The 15,374-nt window shown below is 37.3% G+C and carries 17 protein-coding genes and 1 tRNA gene; 11 read left to right on the top strand and 7 right to left on the bottom strand.

Going from position 1 to position 15,374, the window contains the following annotated elements:
* Positions 1-33 precede the first annotated feature (33 nt).
* The 6 genes from WG906_RS09790 to WG906_RS09765 all read left to right on the top strand — a co-directional run bounded on the left by WG906_RS09790 (position 34) and on the right by WG906_RS09765 (position 7,706).
* On the top strand, positions 34-324 hold the full coding sequence (locus WG906_RS09790) for a helix-turn-helix domain-containing protein (RefSeq protein ID WP_339992408.1): 291 nt from the start codon (positions 34-36) through the stop codon (positions 322-324).
* 505 nt (positions 325-829) lie between these two features.
* Positions 830-1,396: a hypothetical protein gene (locus WG906_RS09785; RefSeq protein WP_339992407.1), complete on the top strand. Its 567-nt coding sequence runs from the start codon at positions 830-832 to the stop codon at positions 1,394-1,396.
* Between the two features lie 346 nt (positions 1,397-1,742).
* A complete protein-coding gene (locus WG906_RS09780) occupies positions 1,743-2,312 on the top strand; it encodes a hypothetical protein (protein WP_339992406.1) in 570 nt (189 codons plus the stop codon).
* A gap of 1 nt (position 2,313) precedes the next feature.
* Complete coding sequence (locus tag WG906_RS09775; RefSeq protein WP_339992405.1) at positions 2,314-5,328, top strand: coiled-coil domain-containing protein; 3,015 nt, start codon at positions 2,314-2,316, stop codon at positions 5,326-5,328.
* Positions 5,328-7,352 carry a hypothetical protein gene (locus WG906_RS09770; RefSeq protein ID WP_339992404.1) on the top strand — a complete coding sequence of 675 codons (2,025 nt, stop codon included), beginning with the start codon at positions 5,328-5,330 and terminating at the stop codon, positions 7,350-7,352. Before WG906_RS09775 ends, WG906_RS09770 begins: the two co-directional genes overlap by 1 nt.
* Positions 7,353-7,403: 51 nt before the next feature.
* A complete protein-coding gene (locus tag WG906_RS09765; protein WP_339992403.1) occupies positions 7,404-7,706 on the top strand; it encodes a hypothetical protein in 303 nt (100 codons plus the stop codon).
* A 217-nt stretch (positions 7,707-7,923) separates the two neighbouring features.
* Here WG906_RS09765 and WG906_RS09760 read toward each other — a convergent pair whose 3' ends face one another.
* Positions 7,924-8,256, bottom strand: a complete 333-nt coding sequence (locus tag WG906_RS09760) for a hypothetical protein (protein ID WP_339992402.1) — start codon at positions 8,254-8,256, stop codon at positions 7,924-7,926.
* Positions 8,257-8,470: 214 nt separating this feature from the next.
* Here WG906_RS09760 and WG906_RS09755 point away from each other — a divergent pair, with 214 nt between their 5' ends.
* On the top strand, positions 8,471-8,881 hold the full coding sequence (locus WG906_RS09755; RefSeq protein WP_339992401.1) for a hypothetical protein: 411 nt from the start codon (positions 8,471-8,473) through the stop codon (positions 8,879-8,881).
* A 411-nt stretch (positions 8,882-9,292) separates the two neighbouring features.
* On the opposite strand, the gene WG906_RS09750 is transcribed toward WG906_RS09755, so the two are convergent.
* The 3 genes from WG906_RS09750 to WG906_RS09740 all read right to left on the bottom strand — a co-directional run bounded on the left by WG906_RS09750 (position 9,293) and on the right by WG906_RS09740 (position 10,324).
* Positions 9,293-9,592, bottom strand: a complete 300-nt coding sequence (locus WG906_RS09750; RefSeq protein WP_339992400.1) for a hypothetical protein — start codon at positions 9,590-9,592, stop codon at positions 9,293-9,295.
* Between the two features lie 11 nt (positions 9,593-9,603).
* On the bottom strand, positions 9,604-9,882 hold the full coding sequence (locus WG906_RS09745; RefSeq protein WP_339992399.1) for a hypothetical protein: 279 nt from the start codon (positions 9,880-9,882) through the stop codon (positions 9,604-9,606).
* Positions 9,883-10,123: 241 nt separating this feature from the next.
* Entirely contained in the window at positions 10,124-10,324 is a 201-nt protein-coding gene (locus WG906_RS09740) for a DUF6965 family protein (RefSeq protein ID WP_339992398.1), read from the bottom strand.
* A gap of 390 nt (positions 10,325-10,714) precedes the next feature.
* Here WG906_RS09740 and WG906_RS09735 point away from each other — a divergent pair, with 390 nt between their 5' ends.
* The 4 genes from WG906_RS09735 to WG906_RS09720 all read left to right on the top strand — a co-directional run bounded on the left by WG906_RS09735 (position 10,715) and on the right by WG906_RS09720 (position 13,113).
* Positions 10,715-11,245, top strand: coding sequence for a hypothetical protein (locus tag WG906_RS09735; RefSeq protein ID WP_339992397.1), 531 nt, complete (start codon positions 10,715-10,717; stop codon positions 11,243-11,245).
* Between the two features lie 380 nt (positions 11,246-11,625).
* Complete coding sequence (locus WG906_RS09730) at positions 11,626-11,982, top strand: hypothetical protein (protein WP_339992396.1); 357 nt, start codon at positions 11,626-11,628, stop codon at positions 11,980-11,982.
* Positions 11,979-12,542, top strand: a complete 564-nt coding sequence (locus WG906_RS09725) for a hypothetical protein (RefSeq protein ID WP_339992395.1) — start codon at positions 11,979-11,981, stop codon at positions 12,540-12,542. The genes WG906_RS09730 and WG906_RS09725 overlap by 4 nt, the downstream gene beginning before the upstream one ends.
* Before the next feature lie 4 nt (positions 12,543-12,546).
* The gene (locus tag WG906_RS09720) at positions 12,547-13,113 is read left to right on the top strand and encodes a hypothetical protein (protein ID WP_339992394.1); all 567 of its coding nucleotides are present in this window, start codon (positions 12,547-12,549) and stop codon (positions 13,111-13,113) included.
* Positions 13,114-13,331: 218 nt separating this feature from the next.
* Here WG906_RS09720 and WG906_RS09715 read toward each other — a convergent pair.
* The 3 genes from WG906_RS09715 to WG906_RS09705 all read right to left on the bottom strand — a co-directional run bounded on the left by WG906_RS09715 (position 13,332) and on the right by WG906_RS09705 (position 15,239).
* Positions 13,332-13,418, bottom strand: a tRNA-Ser gene (locus WG906_RS09715).
* A gap of 122 nt (positions 13,419-13,540) precedes the next feature.
* Positions 13,541-14,428: a PepSY-like domain-containing protein gene (locus WG906_RS09710; RefSeq protein WP_339992393.1), complete on the bottom strand. Its 888-nt coding sequence runs from the start codon at positions 14,426-14,428 to the stop codon at positions 13,541-13,543.
* A gap of 103 nt (positions 14,429-14,531) precedes the next feature.
* Positions 14,532-15,239 carry a helix-turn-helix transcriptional regulator gene (locus tag WG906_RS09705; protein WP_339992392.1) on the bottom strand — a complete coding sequence of 236 codons (708 nt, stop codon included), beginning with the start codon at positions 15,237-15,239 and terminating at the stop codon, positions 14,532-14,534.
* Positions 15,240-15,374: the final 135 nt, after the last annotated feature.

Here is a 15,374-nt window from a genome sequence, read left to right as displayed (position 1 = left end):
ATATTCTTTTGTGTTCACAAATGATCGAACATAATGGAAAATGTATTTTTAACAAGCCTTACAACTCCTGAAGTAAGGCAAATGTTTAGGGAAGAATTGTTGAGTTTCTTTCCTGACTTTCAAGCACACACTACGGCGCCTAAAGCTGAAGTAATAACAGGTGAAGAGCTTTGCAAAAGACTTGATTTAACTATCCAAACTTTAATCCGATGGAGGCAAAAAGGTAAAATCCCATTCCTTCAAGTAGGAAGCTCCATCCGGTATGATTTTAATAAAGTGTTGGAAGCTATTGAGGTAAGTAAAAAGAAAGGAGTTAAAGCATGAATGCCGCAACTCCTTTAAATACCTTGAACTCAGAATCCAAAGGTAATTATTTCCATAAGCAATTACTACAAACTAGAGACGCCTTCTTTGAAAAGCCTTCCACTATGAGAATGGTAGAAGTTTACACAGGGGTGCTTAGGCCATCGATCTGTAGATATGTAGCCAAAATGAGAGAACTTGGGCTAATACAGCTTTATAAGGTCGGTAGATGCCCGTTCACAAATCACCTAGCCGGCTTTTATACTACAAACCCTGATTTATTTTCTAGGCCAAAGCAATTAACTCTTTTTGAACAGAACTAATGGAAGGATCAACAAATCAACTTCCAAGGTTAAAAGCGAAGGTGATTAGAATCAAAGCCAAGATCAATAGGCGGTTTTGTAAGGAAGTGTTAAGGCTTGCCTGTGAACTGGATCCTATTCAGAAGGGATAATTTATGTATGACTTCATTAGGCTTGAAACCAAATCGCTAAGTTTTTTACATGATCTTCTTAAGGCCCCTATATTGAAAAATAAAGTTTCCGGCTATAATCATGATACTGCGGAAGTATTAGGCACTATTAAGGTAAAATACCAGGGATTAACCTTTGAACTCTTCACTACAGGCCGGGTGGTCATATTTGGAAGCCTTCACAAGTACTTCAATGAAGGGATGCATAATTATAATGATTTCGACTTCATGCAGCTACTGCAGGTCATTGAAGATTTAAGAAGCAAGTTTGGTACGGGTATATTAAAAATGGCTGTCACAGGGCTTGAATTTGGCCTAAATGTAAATACTCCATTTACTCCTCAAAGGTTTACTGATAGGTGTATAAGTCATTCTAGTAAAGAACGTATGCCAATAGTTAGAGATGATCTTAAAGGGTATGATAAGGGCATTTCTTTTAATAGTACAGATTATTGGATAAAGATTTATAACAAGTCTAAGCAATATCGACAGCCGATAAACATTCTTAGGCTAGAAGTTAAATACCTCCGAAGCAGAGTATTTGAAAGTGCAGACATTAGAATCTTGGCTGATATTGTAAATGCTTCTTCAATTGAACTGCTCGCGCAAGATTTTATTTAAAAGAGTAGAGGGGGTCATTTATAACGAAGATATCAGACAAAGCGAATTGACCCGGAATGAGGAAAGGGTTTATTTGGAGTGTATCAACTCTCAAAATTGGAAACTATGGACCAAAGCAAAAAAAAATAAGCGAAGGATACAGTTTTATAAGGTACTCGCAAAGTACTCTATATCCAATGACAAGGAACTGGTTTTGACGCTAATGAAAACTAAATATTTGCAATTAATGCGCAGTGTAAAAGTATGCACTATTTCCACGACTACAAAAACACAAAGTATGCACCTTTTCCACATTTAACTATACGTGGAAAAGGTTAACAGTAAAACATCTTTAAACTTAAATATTATGACGAAAAGGAATTTCAAATCAGGCAAAGGCAAGTATTATAAATCATGTTCTGAAATGCCTCTTTACAGCTTCATTAAAGTACTTACCTCCGGTGATAAATCTTTGATGGGGAAAGGGTCTCCAGTGCAACTAGAAGAAGCCTGGCAAACAATTTTAAATGAGTTCTCTGCAATCGCAAGCGAAGCAACGCAAGGAAGTGTACTGGCAATAGTAAAAAATATCTCTATGTCAAATAATAACCTCAAGATAATTGAATTAATAGCGGAGCCACTTAAAAGAAGCTATGATCCAGCATTATGCGATTCAATAAATCAAATGGGGTATGACTACAAGTACAACGAGCAAACTAAAGAACAGGATTTAAATCTGATAATTGACGCTATTAAAGCAGCCGTTGTAGACTTAGATAAGCCAAGTACTCAACATTCAGATCCAAATCCGAGCAGCTATTATAGTCTCTTGAGTGATTTATCAAATTTCATTGGGGATTCAATTGATGATAAAACTATAAGCCTTTTCAGGTTTGTAGAATTAATGAACAAGTATAACCTTTCAAAATATAACTAACATGGCTAAGAATGAAACTATTGATGAATTAGTATCTGAAAAGGCGTTTAAGCAGATTGAAAGACTAACTACAGATTTAAAAGCAGCCAAAAGTGAATTGTCGGAATTTATACTTTTAGGAATAAAGGCTAGTAATTCTGTTGGTTCTTCTAAAACGCATAAAGAGCTTATCATAAATACGCAGAATGTGACAAAAGCTTTACAGGTAATAGAATCTAAACAACAAAAAATAAGGCTGCAAGAAACACACCTGCAACAAGTACGTGAACAATCTCTTAAAAAAGAATCTGATGCTATTAGCAAACGTGAGGCTCAGGCAGAAAAGGCCCACCAAAGGAGTTTAGCTCGTATCGCTAAAGACGAACAGATCGCTTTAAAGCAGGCCGCAAGAACAGCCGAGCAATCACGGGCATTTAATGTGCTCGCCAAATCTTTATCCGTAGCCGAAAAAGAGGCGATGGATTTAGGCGTTACTTTCGGTGTTACCTCAAAGGAGTTTATTGATGCAACTAAAAATGTCCAGGCATTAAGAAAGCAAGTAGATGCTATAGAGCAGCCACTTGGTAAATTCCAGCGAAACGTAGGGAATTACGCAGGAGGCTTCAGCGGGTTAGGTAACTCGATCAATCAATTAACCAGAGAATTCCCGGCATTTACATATTCGGTTCAAACCGGCTTTATGGCCTTGTCGAATAACTTACCAATATTCTTTGACCAGATAAGACAAACGCAAGTTGAGATTAAAGCATTACGGGCACAAGGCGAAAAGGTGCCTGGACTGTTCAGCCAATTAACAAGTTCTGTACTTTCATGGGGAACTGCCCTGAGTATTGGGATTACCCTTTTCACTGTTTATGGGAAAGAAATAGGCGGCTTTGTTTCTACCTTATTTAAAGGCAAAGGTGCAATGGATGAATTTTCCATGAAGCAAAAAGCCCTTAATGAGGGATTAAAGTCCGGCGAATACAAAACAGCCGTTTCTAATGTCATTGAGTTAACGAATGTTATTGACCTTGCTAAAAAGGGATTTATCTCTAAAGAAGGCGCTTTAAAACAATATAATGAAACTATCGGAAAAACTACCGGACAAGTAGGGTCTTTGGACGAAGCAGAAAAGGCTTTGCAGAAAAACGCTCCCTCTTACATAAAAATGATGCTGTTAAAAGCTGCGGCCCAGGCGGTGATTAGTAGTAGTGCCGAGGATTTAGCTGATGCGGCAAAGGATGTTATTGAAGCTGAAGAAGAACAGCAGAAAGAAATTAAAAAAACACAGAAGGTAGCTCAGGATAGCGCTAAAAACGTAAGGCTTTATGGTGCTGCAGCTCAGGCAGCGGCAAAAGCAAGATCTAAAGCATCAAAAGAAGCCGCAGATAGTGAAGTAAAAGAGAATAAAACGGCATTTGATAAGATTGTAAACTCGATTCAATCTGTTTCATCGAAGCTACTGGCTGAGGCTGCAACTATATCAAAGGAGTTTAAATTTAACTTTTTTGATAATGCCGACGGGGATGAAACTGACAATAGTCGTAAAGAGCAATTAGAACTTATAAAGGCAAATCTCGAAGCGCAAAAAACAGCAGCTCAGAACATCTATGAGGATGAAAAGAATAGCCTTGAAAAAAGATTGAATTCCCTTGAAATTTACGAAAAAACCTCAATCGCTTTAATCAGGAACAGCCAAGCTATTCAGCTCACTGAGGCTGGGTTGTCTGAAACTAAAAAGAGGACTATAGCCCAAGAATCGGCGAACCAGATTAGCCAGATACAGCGGGATAAAAATAGGACAGAGAAAGATATCGCCGAAGTTGCCGAAAATGAGCTGGAGTTAAGATTAAAAAAAGGAGCTAAAGATCTTGAAGATGCAGAACAAGCTAAGATTCTTCTCATTCAGGAGGCCGGGCAAGACAGATTAAGGCTGATTGAACAGCATCGCTCGGAAGCGCTAAACGCTTTAGGCGAGCAATACGCACAAGGCTTAATTAAAGAAAAACAGTATAGAGAGCAGTCGTATGATATTGAATCAGCCGCCGCCTCAGATAGGTTGCAAGTTCAGATTGATGCTTTAAAAGAAGAGATTAAGCTTGAAGAGGAAAATCTAAAATTTGGAATAGGAACGAATAGAGCTTTAGGGATTGATGTTAAAAAGTTAGCTGATCTGGAAATAGAAGCCTCTAATCTGACTACCAGGATTGCTATCGAGAATGCCGAAAAGGAATACCAGGCTAAAAAAGAACTTAAAGAGAAAGAGAAAGAACTTGCGTACGCCTTATTTGAGATAGGCGAAGAGTTAGTTGCGGCACAGTTTGAAAGAGAAGAAGCCCGGAATACTAAAGCCCTGGAGGATATTGATAAGCAGGAAGAAAGGCAAAAGAAAGCTTTAGAAACTCAGATTCTTACTCAGGATGAAAAAGCCATTAAAATAGCTCAGATCGAAGCTAAGGCGCAAGTTGACCGGGAAGCCATAGAGAAACGCCAAAGATCCCTGGAGATTTCAAGGGCCAGATTTGAGAAGGCTGCCAGTATTGCAAGGATTATTGCGCTCACGGCGGAGAATGTGATGAAATATGGCGCCATAACTCCACTATCTATTTTGGTCGCCGCTATTGGCGCTGCCCAGGTTGCAAAGGTTCTTGCTACTCCAATACCTAAGTTTGAAAAAGGGGGTAAAATGGGGTTTACCGGACTTGCTGAATATGGACACGGTACGGAGTTAAGAATCGATCCTGATGGAAAATACTCATTAACAAAGTCTACTCCAGAGGTCGGAATAGTTGAAAAAGGAACTCAATTTATTAGCAATGCTAATTTAAAGCGCATGATAGCCAAGCCGGACCATGTTCAATATGTGGGAGGTCAGCAAGTGGACATAGGTAAACTTATAGAGGCTCAAAGGAATAGCACTAATGAGCTTAAAAAAGCGATACTTTCCCAAAAGGAAGCAAGAATGTTAGGTATAAGTTATAAATCAAGTAGGCCGGGCAACTGGAAAGACTATGAAAGGGGTGTAAAAAGATAATGGGAGTTCAACCAGATAAATTCAGATACACTCTTACATACAAGGGAGCTGATCACGTATTAAAATTTGCCCCTGTTGGATGGGAAAATTCAACAGAAATTAAATGGCTAAGAAACGAAACATATTTCGGCCTATTAAGAAGCTTGTCAGTGCCATTACAGTTTCCGCCAGAGAGCGCAGAACTATTAAGAATGGTATTTTATAAGGATTCTTTTGAAGCGGAGGTTAATTTTAAGATTGAACAACTAAATACTTTTACCTGGAATTACGAAGTGATTTTTGTAGGTGGGCTAGACTTTTCAAATTTTATAGATAGGGATAATATTGTAGAGGTAAACGTCATAGATACAGGGCTTAGCAGTAAAGTTAAAGCCTATGAGAACATTGTTTATGAAATTGATATAGATGTTCCGGAAGCAATAGAAATTGAATTACCAGGCATCCCATTACAACAGACATTTACGGATATTGTAGTGCCGATAACTGGAGGCATAGGGTTTCAAGCCTACCTTTTAGGATTAGAGATCATACTCGAGGATTTATTAACTAATCCCGTAGGAGTGCAAGCAGTAGAGGCGGAAAACTTCCCTGGAGAAGGAGCGACCCCTAATTATTCCACTTCTGATAAATGGTTTGTAGAAAATACATCATCGGAGGCGATAAATATCAATTATCAATTTGAATTGAAGGGTGCGTTTAATAGGATAGGGCTGGGAATAAATATTGTCAATAACTCTGGGGTGGTTAAATCCCAGATTATACAAGAGTTCACTACCGTTAGAAGCCAAATAACAAAACAAGATTCTTTTACTATTGTGCCTGGTGAAAAGGTGTTTTTATCTGTAGGTTATGTGACTACGTCATCTCCTGGTGGCACTTCTGGTATATTCAAAGTTGATGAGGGTCTTATAAGATGCTCTTTCGGCGCCCCGGCTCCAGCTTCTAAATGCAAAGCTTTACGTCCTAAATATGTTTTTAATAAGCTAATTGAAAAAATGAACGGGTCTGCTATTGAAACCCAAAGCTTTTTACTGGAGGAATGGAAGCAATTAACCATTACTTCAGGGGATGCGATTAGGCAAATATCAGGGGCAAAGCTTAAAACATCGTTCAGGGATTTCTTTACGGCAATGAACAGCGTATTAAACGTTGGATTTGGTATTGAGAACGGGAAACCAACACTGGAAAGTAAATCCTATTATTATAAATCAAATTTACTGGCTGCAAATCTTGGGAGCATTAAAGATTTCTCACTAATAGTTGCTAACGAATTCGTTTATAATTCAGTTAAAATTGGCTATCAGAACCAGAATTATGACGAGCTAAACGGGAGAGATGAGTTTAACGCATCTCAGGTTTATTCTTTGCCGGTTACACGTATTCAAAAAGAGCTTAATTTAGTTTCTCCTTATCGGGCCGATTGTTTTGGAATAGAGTTTACCAGGATTAATTTATCAGGGAAAGACAGCACTGATTCAAATTCAGATAACGCAACGTTTTTTATCTACTTAAAGCCGGGTGTTGAAGCAGGACAAACGTACTACCATCCTGAACGCTCAGAGGCTTATACAAGCGTTGCCGGGGTGATATCGACTACTTATGTGTTTAATATGAAACTAAGCCCTAAGCAGTGCTTAAGACGTCACGGGGATTATTTACATAGTATCCTTGACAGGATGGATTCTAAGCAGATAATATTCCAGTCAGCAGATAAGAATGTGGAGCTTGTTACAGTTGATCTGAACGGGATAAGAACAGGCGAGAGGGGGGACTTAGATGTGTCGACTTTGCCAGGTAAAATGTTTTTACCCTACATAATTTCATTTACTGTTGCATATCCAAGAAATATCCTGAGTTTACTAAATAAATTTCCAACAGGCTTTGTTAAATTTACTTTCAACGGGAATGAGTTTCAGCTTTTTATTTTGGAAGCTTCTGTTGATGTAGCAAAAAACAAAGAACAAGAGTTCAGGGGGCTTCTAACGCCTAATAATGATTTATTTAAATTGATACGAAAGAAATAACCACTATAATCAATCAGGTAGAACTTACTACCTGATTTTATTTAAAAGCTTATGTTAATCACAATGGAATTCAATCAGCTTAAACAACTTATGACAGATTGTGTGGAGCTAGGAACGAAGAGTACGCTAATTGAATTAAATATTTTAAAACCTTTTCTTTCCAAAAATGAAGCTTATAAAAAGTATGGACGGGGAACTGTAGATCGGTGGATAAAAGAAGGCAATTTAAAGGCTATTAAAGACGGAACCACCTCCTCAAGTATCCGATTAGATCGAATAACATTAGAAATCCTTTCCAAGGCATCTACAAGACATACTTATCTAACATCTATAGAAAGAAAAGAAGTTAAATAGCATTCTAGAGCAGTCCGCAAATTAACGGTTTGGATTATTCCCAAAGTGGGAATTCCCGCTTTGACCTAATTTCAATACAAACTGCTATTTCTCAGTTTGGGTATATTTTCAAAAGGAGATTTCCCCTCTTAACCTAAATAATAGTGAAGGTGAATATAATCACTTTGGGTCGTTATGTGATTCTCCATAACGGTGTTAAGTGTGCTAAACCTTTGATCTACGACTGTGGTTCTTCCTCAGATATGATTTCATAGTCATCAAAAACTACCTGAAAATATCGGCAATCTGCCTCTGCACATACTTGTATTAACTCTTGCAGTTCTTCTCTTATAGTTTCATCAATAGAAAGTATAGAATCACTCAGGGTATCAGTATCAAACAGATGTTCAGGCGGTATGGAAGTATTGAATTTTCCTTCATTAGTCCCCATCGCCACCCCTTCGAGAAAATGTACCCACCCCTCATTTAGTTTAGTGATCAGTGAATAACTGACTTGAGAAGAGTGGAATACAGCAATTGAATCAATTTTTAAGATTTCAGGATCTTTCATATTTACATTAAATGTAAAAGATTAACTTTTGATTTGATAATTTTTATTTGTTACTTAGTAGTGCGAAACTATTTTATACAACAATGTTAATGGACAATTCCATAAACTTATTTATTTTTACACAACTCGGAGGAGCCGTTAAGACCGGCAATTTTCTCAGTGCCTTAACTGGTATAGATAGTTTCGCAGCCTCCGAGTATAATTTCAAAATATTATGCGAAACTATCAAGCAAAAAATCAAAGTAAAGATTCAGAGACCTTTGTTTCTCCAACTGCAGAAGTGACAAGCGTAAATAGCCCGAATCAAACAGTTATTAGGGCTACACTTTTCCATTTAAACGGGGAGACATCTCAAATTGTAATGTTTGTACCATTTTATACTTCGTGGTCTGAGCCCTATGAAGAGGCTGCTATACTCCTTGAGGAATATGTAAATCGCTTAACCCGCTTTTGGGTTCAAATAGCAAAATTTAAAGTAGATGTTGGCACTATCCTGCCAGGTAACACTTTCAACCCATTATTTTCATACAGAGAAAAAGATATACCATTGGAAAAAGTATTCAAGGGAGGTGAGCGTGGCAAATGGTTGACTGAAAAGGAAATGAAAGTGTTAAAGTATTCTTAACTTTTTGACAACCTTAAAAAGCCTTGCATTGCAGGGCTTTTTTTATCGCTCTGAAAACACCCATTCAAAGTTTCGTATTCACTCAATTTCCTGAGTTTTTAGAGTCCATAACAAAGGGGAGAATTCAAGATCTATATTGCTTAACCACGCTTAACCAAATGAAGAGGGTGAGATGGTCCCGAAAAGATGAATTCCTGAGTTTTCCGAGTCAGTATAGGGAAGAAAAACTAAGTGTTTTACCATTGTTTTACCTAAGTTTTCAAAATGTTAGTTTAAAGCATTGTAAAGCGAGTTTTTGAATGTAATGGTGTCACCTTTAGGTATAGGTGGCGCCTGTACAGGATTGGTTCAAATAAACCTGTTTTGTACTAGATAAGGAAGATTTTATCACAGTCATAGATCTATTAGGAGTTATCCTTTTGATTTATTGAGAATCGTTAAATAACTGTGTTGGGTTTCTTTATTCAAGATCTCACATTTCATGTAATCAACCTCAACTTTTGAGTTCCTACTTGAGCCTCTTTTAATTGGGATTATCAACTCAAGCTTAATCCACATATCAACTTTCCTTTGAGTGTACCGTCTGTAAGCTTCAGCGAGTGTTATCATTGCTGGGATCTCTCCAATTTCAACCCTGTATCTTTTAATTGCTACTTCCATGCAATCTTCAATAAGATTTAGCAATTCATATCTTTCTAATGTAATGCTCATAGTAGCTGTAATTATTGCTTAATGCATGTCATGAAAGTTTTTTGCTCTAAAGTAACATTGCCGGAGATGCCAGTTGATAGTGTCTTGGTAGCTTTAATAAGATCTTCAATTTCTTCAGGTGTTTTATCGCAAACCTCACTTTCTGTATTGCCACTACTTATTGTTTTTCTTGAGGTGCTTGTAACTTCGGTTGCTACTGCATAGGTTTTGCATTGCCAGCAGTAAGTAGTCTCTTTTTTGCAGCCGGTAAAAAGTATTGAGAGAAATAGGAGAGGTAGGATTTTTTTCATTAGTGTAAGTTTTGTTATACTAAGTTAGAATAAAGTATCATACACCTGTTATTAAAGGTTTTTCTACAGTCATACGTATTTAGCAAGACTTTTTCGAAGTCACTACACGTATACGTAAGGTTTTAACACGGTCATTACACGTGTATAGAAGGTTTTCTAACAGTCTATACACGTGTATAGGCTCTAGTTCGGTAATCCCACAGTGAAGCACCTAAAATAATGCCGTATTATCCTCAGTGTGTTATTCCGCTTTCTCCTTGAACTTTATTATAAATTCCATTAGCCTATCATAAGAAGGAGTCTTAACACCCTGAGCCCTGATCTGTAGCATTTGGGTTTTAACAAACTTGGGAACATCTACTATTTTAACAGATGGATGAAGGTAAAACTCTTGTGGTAGATCTTTAACTTTAAAATAGTCTTCAAGTTCTTGAATAGTCATTCGATAAAAGTAAACAATTTACCGTATCTCCTATGCCCCCAGGGAGCGAATATGATGACGGTGTAGGGTGGGAAATAATTGGATAAATTTTAATGATATTTATCTGCCCCGGTCGCTGTAATAGTGGCTGGGCTTTTTTTATAAACCATTTCGAGTTTCTCTATTTCCGCTCATTAAAACAAGAATAAATCCGATTAGAGGTGAGTCCTGTGTATACAGTTAATGTGCAGAATTGAAAAAAAAACAGGACGAAAATATTTACAGTGCTCGATTGCTGGCGTATTGCCCGGCTTTTTTATTAGGATAAGTTTTTTAGATTTGGCAAACGCTTTAAAGCCAAGATGTTTACCTATAAAACATCAATTACCTTACGTTTCTAATCCTTCTAAAATGAGTGAAATTCACGGTGTGCATTATTGGGACATGTATTTTATACTAAAATCTCTACCTATCGTCGAAGAAAGGGTGGAGGTTGATATTGAACGAGGTACACGAGATTATTCTGTCATTGACGTAATGAAAGGCTTAGGCCATTTATTTGTATCTGAATGTGACGGTGGAATAGACGCAATCGCTTCTACAAAACAAGGCATTCAATTCTTTGATTTTTTGCAAAGGATAGGTTTCGGGACCATCGAGACAGAGGAATATGGTAGAAGGGTTATCGCAAGTTACGAAAATGGTGGTGATGGAATGATGGAAGTGGAGGACGATGAAGAAGAGCCTGAGGATGCGATCGAATCAATTGACATGTCGGCGTTCGATCCGTTTTTTGTAACGGCAGCTCGATTAATGATCATACTTAAATATGACTTCAGTAAACTAGAACGGGTCTTGCAATTTGATGACGACAGATTTATCCAATTGAAAGGTAGTTTAATAGCTGTTAAGTGGGTGGATGAAGAAGGAACTCCCTGGTAAATTATGAAGCATTAGAGGAAGTGATTGAAAATTTAGGTATGGATCAGTAAAAAAGGGCTCATAAATTAAGACCGCGCCCTTTCTAGATTATTCCAATAACGACAAAGGAACGATGCAAAGATAAGCTTTAATATTTGTAGGTAAAAGCCTGTTTTTCGGTGGCCGTCTCAATGTTTTCAAGATTATGCACTCAAAAGAATGGGGGGATAACTACAAAAAGTAGTCTTTTAGGATAGGCCTAATTTGCGTTAGAAAAGTCTAACCAGTGGGAAATATTAACTTATTTTAACATTAATCTGAAGAATAATACAATGTTTTATTTTATTATTGTATAATCGTAAGAAGCATTTATGTCTCCATCATAATTTTGTTCCGCTTAAATGGCAAAACAACAACGAAAAATTACTTTTAAATACATGAAGTCCCATGACTTCCGCTCTGTAATAGTGAATGGAATTTTCGGTGGGGTAAATACTCGTGGAAATTTAGCGATGAATTTTTATGTAGAGACCCATGAAATTCCGAAATCTACAGAACACATTATGCTCCAAGATGGCAAACTTTCCCCGTTGCCAATTGTTCCTGAAAAAGATGTGACTGTTATTCGAGAACTTCCATTCGGTATTTTGGTGGACTTGAATACAGCTAAATCGATAGTAGAATGGATGCAAAAGCATATTGCCGAACACGAACTTAAAAAATCCTCAAAAGCAGTTGAGTCTGAACAAAATCAATGATCCGTACAAGAGAAAAGAAAGTAAGTACCCCCGACTTCGTAAGGATATCTAATTGGTTTGATTCAACTCCATTAGCTGATTTTTCTTTGCCTGAAAAATACGACATGACATTCGAGAAGGCGTCCAATGACGAAGAATCTCCGTTAGAAAAGTTTGAACGTCAGTATTCAAAAGATAAAGATTTCGAAGCGTTATTTGAAATTAAGGACGTATTGTTCACGTCACTGAAGTATATTATCAATCAACTGAGCTTGATAACGCCAGAACATTTGTCTCTTGAAGCAACTTACGACATGAGTGTGCTGATAAAGTTCAGGAAAAAGGGACTTAATGTTTACTTTGAATACTTCCCTAAATGGAAAGAGGATGAACTTGAGGAATGTATAATTACATGCTTTGAGGGAAAAATCCTAAAAATGGATTTTTCTGGTTCCTTAGCTTCCGGGATAGGTAACGTACAACAACTTTTCCCAAAGCAAGATCATCAAACTTACCTTCCGAATGTCCACAGATTATCCTTCAATTCTACTTCCGAAAGAGAATTACAAGTATATTACTGAAAATTTGACTGACCACTTTCTAATTAGGTATGCTGATTTGAAAGAAGGGGTCCCACTTCACGATGGGCAGTCTGTTAATGTGAACTATATTTGCTCTCCGAAAGAGCATTTAATAGACCTGTCAACGAATTTGCTAGGTCATTATACAGAAGAGCATATCAAGATCATGATACAGAAGGTGTTTTCTGACGACTTCAACACCTACTGTGACCCAAGCTTTCCCGGTATCGCTCCTTTATATCCTGAGCAGTTTGATTTTAACGACCAAAGGGTTTATTGGACAGTAAAGATCGAGGATATTGTGGGGCTAGAATTTGAGTTTATGACTGGTAAGACTAAAAAGAAAATAAAGAGTTATGTCCAACATACCCCTACTAAATGCAACTTTTGGCATTTTTCAATTAGATGGGAAGTGGAGGGTGAAAAAATTTTTGAAACAGCCGATTTGTTGACAAACAAGTCTAAATTATCTCAGAAGATTGGAGCTGCAAGTCGGGCTACTTTCTCCCAGTTAGCATCCATACTACTACCAGCCTATGTAATTTTGGACGATGACCTATTTCAACATTAATTTTAAGCTATTTGTTAATGGATTTATTCAGCTGAGTTGCTCATTTCTAAACGAGCGCAATAACTATTGACTTTAACCCTGAATTAGTATGGTTGTAAATAGACTTAAATAATCGCAGATAAAAGCCTTCGAATTACACCACTAATTGCACCACCTAAATTTCATTTCATAAAAAAAGCCCTCTACATATCGTAAACGGCCAATTCTTTAAAACATTGCGGAGAAAGAGGGATTCGAACCCTCGGTACCCTTGCGAGTACACCAGCTTTCCAAGCTGGCTCATTCGACCACTCTGACATCTCTCCTTTGAAGGTTGCAAAAGTAAGAAATAAGTCGGTATAATTTGAATTCAAAGGAGTAAAAAAAGAAAACAGCATCCATATTGAAAAAGGATGCTGTTTAGATATATATATGTGTGTGTGGGATACTATCGGATTACGGCAGATTTTACAAAATTCCCGCTCGAGTCAAATTGTAAAGCGTATTTAGTATCGTTAGAATCAATAAATACTACATAGGCTTGAGTTACCGAATTTACTTTAACAGCATATGCTCTGTGGAAGACATATCCAGGGTAAGTAGTACTTAAATAGGTAGCTATGTTAGCTGATAAGTCTGCCTGCCTGATCGCAATTTTTCTTCCGGCATTTAATATTAATTGGGCGCGTTTAACAAATAAACTGTTGGCAGTAAATAAGGTCGCGTATAAGCCATTGTTTGCCGATATTACAACAACATCCCCATTTCTTCCTGCATGTGCAGCAAGTAATGTATCTTGAGTATAATTAACAAGGAAATAAGTTTTGATTGCTAAGGGTAAAGCACTTAATGCGATAGTGTCCCGGTGCTGACCATCGCGCCCGTCAAAACGACCGCCTCTTTTCCATCCTCTTCCAATTAACTGACCGCGTTCCCGTTGCTCGAATATTCTTATAAAGTTTCCGTTTTCATTGAATAACAAACCAACTGGTTTATCATTAAATTTAATAACTACGATATATCCCTGAACAGCGCTGTTCTTTTTGATCTTAAAAGCCTTTACGAGAGTGTACCCGCTATAATTGGTTGCCAGATAAGTTCCAATTGAGGTATGTAATTCTGTTGTCGCTATCGAATCTTTATCGCAACCGGCAGGGACAGTATTTACGATAAAAACAGCATCTGATGAGCTTGTTGCTTCAGCTACTAGAATCGCACGACTTTCTTCTACCTCATTAGTTTCAGGCCCTTCAGTTTGTTTGTCGCAGGAGGTTAAGGCAAGAAGTCCGGCCACCGCAACAAAAGATAGTCCTTTTAAGAATGTATTCGTTTTCATGTTGTTAAAATTTAAGTGTTTATAATTAAATCTATAGTATTATGAATACGAAACTATTCCAGTAAGATGAAGAGAAGATGAAGAATTTATTTTTTTTTAAAATTTAAATTAAGTCGAAAGCCCGGGCATACTGCGCCAAATCATAGGAGCTGCCGGCATTCAGTTTACGTCTTATATTTCTTCTGTGCGTGTCTACGGTCGCCACTGAAATATTCATTTGTTTGGCTATCTCAGCCGAACTCATTCCTACAGCTATGACCCTTAAAATGTCCCGTTCTCGCATTGTCATGGAGGAAAACTCCAGGTAATGCTTTTTTAGAAATGTATTTTCATCAAGAAGGCGTTGTATTTTTGTAGTATTATGATGTTTTGGATCTATTGGCGATGAGGTTGTTATTGTTAACAACGGATTGTTGTTCTCATCCCTCATTAAAATTTTCATGCTGCTACAGTGCCATATCCATTCTTCTGCCTGATTAATTCTAACCTGTTGAAAAAAGGAGATGCTTTCATCTGTATTTTGCTCCATTAACTTGCGAAGTTTGGGTACATAATCTTTTGAGTCCTCTTCGTTGAAATATCGGGCATGATATTCTTCTGATTTAATCGATCGTAATTCCTCCAGACTGATTCCTAATTGAGATAAACCTTTGGGCGACATGTATTCAATAGAAAAATCCTTTACATGATGAATGATGATTACGCAGGGAAAATCAGTAGCTAACTCGTGTATTTCATTTATTTTCTCTGATATTTTTTCTGATAATTTATGGGTGCCTTCTGAATCTACTAATTTATCGCCTTCTTTCATATTTGCCGATGTGAAATATTTTGTAAATCTAATATAAACCGAAGCAGTCAAAATGCGATAAAATTTTCAGATCTGGTGTGTCTAATTCCCTGGAGTGTTTAAGATCTGCAATTTTTAGCCTATGTTTGCAGCAAA

The sequence above is a fragment of the Pedobacter superstes genome, from assembly GCF_037622515.1.
GTDB classification, from domain to species: Bacteria; Bacteroidota; Bacteroidia; order Sphingobacteriales; family Sphingobacteriaceae; genus Paradesertivirga; species Paradesertivirga superstes.
Note: the sequence above shows the minus strand (reverse complement) of the source record. Positions and strands in the feature narration are given on the sequence as shown.

What these genes read in the sequence shown, in the direction of transcription:
- WG906_RS09705 (WP_339992392.1), bottom strand. Translation starts at nt 15,239, where the DNA reads ATGAAAGAAGGCGATAAATTAGTAGATTCAGAAGGCACCCATAAATTA.
- WG906_RS09780 (WP_339992406.1), top strand. Translation starts at nt 1,743, where the DNA reads ATGACGAAAAGGAATTTCAAATCAGGCAAAGGCAAGTATTATAAATCA.
- WG906_RS09765 (WP_339992403.1), top strand. Translation starts at nt 7,404, where the DNA reads ATGTTAATCACAATGGAATTCAATCAGCTTAAACAACTTATGACAGAT.
- WG906_RS09710 (WP_339992393.1), bottom strand. Translation starts at nt 14,428, where the DNA reads ATGAAAACGAATACATTCTTAAAAGGACTATCTTTTGTTGCGGTGGCC.
- WG906_RS09775 (WP_339992405.1), top strand. Translation starts at nt 2,314, where the DNA reads ATGGCTAAGAATGAAACTATTGATGAATTAGTATCTGAAAAGGCGTTT.
- WG906_RS09770 (WP_339992404.1), top strand. Translation starts at nt 5,328, where the DNA reads ATGGGAGTTCAACCAGATAAATTCAGATACACTCTTACATACAAGGGA.
- WG906_RS09735 (WP_339992397.1), top strand. Translation starts at nt 10,715, where the DNA reads ATGAGTGAAATTCACGGTGTGCATTATTGGGACATGTATTTTATACTA.
- WG906_RS09740 (WP_339992398.1), bottom strand. Translation starts at nt 10,324, where the DNA reads ATGACTATTCAAGAACTTGAAGACTATTTTAAAGTTAAAGATCTACCA.
- WG906_RS09730 (WP_339992396.1), top strand. Translation starts at nt 11,626, where the DNA reads ATGGCAAAACAACAACGAAAAATTACTTTTAAATACATGAAGTCCCAT.
- WG906_RS09790 (WP_339992408.1), top strand. Translation starts at nt 34, where the DNA reads ATGGAAAATGTATTTTTAACAAGCCTTACAACTCCTGAAGTAAGGCAA.
- WG906_RS09745 (WP_339992399.1), bottom strand. Translation starts at nt 9,882, where the DNA reads ATGAAAAAAATCCTACCTCTCCTATTTCTCTCAATACTTTTTACCGGC.
- WG906_RS09760 (WP_339992402.1), bottom strand. Translation starts at nt 8,256, where the DNA reads ATGAAAGATCCTGAAATCTTAAAAATTGATTCAATTGCTGTATTCCAC.
- WG906_RS09755 (WP_339992401.1), top strand. Translation starts at nt 8,471, where the DNA reads ATGCGAAACTATCAAGCAAAAAATCAAAGTAAAGATTCAGAGACCTTT.
- WG906_RS09750 (WP_339992400.1), bottom strand. Translation starts at nt 9,592, where the DNA reads ATGAGCATTACATTAGAAAGATATGAATTGCTAAATCTTATTGAAGAT.
- WG906_RS09725 (WP_339992395.1), top strand. Translation starts at nt 11,979, where the DNA reads ATGATCCGTACAAGAGAAAAGAAAGTAAGTACCCCCGACTTCGTAAGG.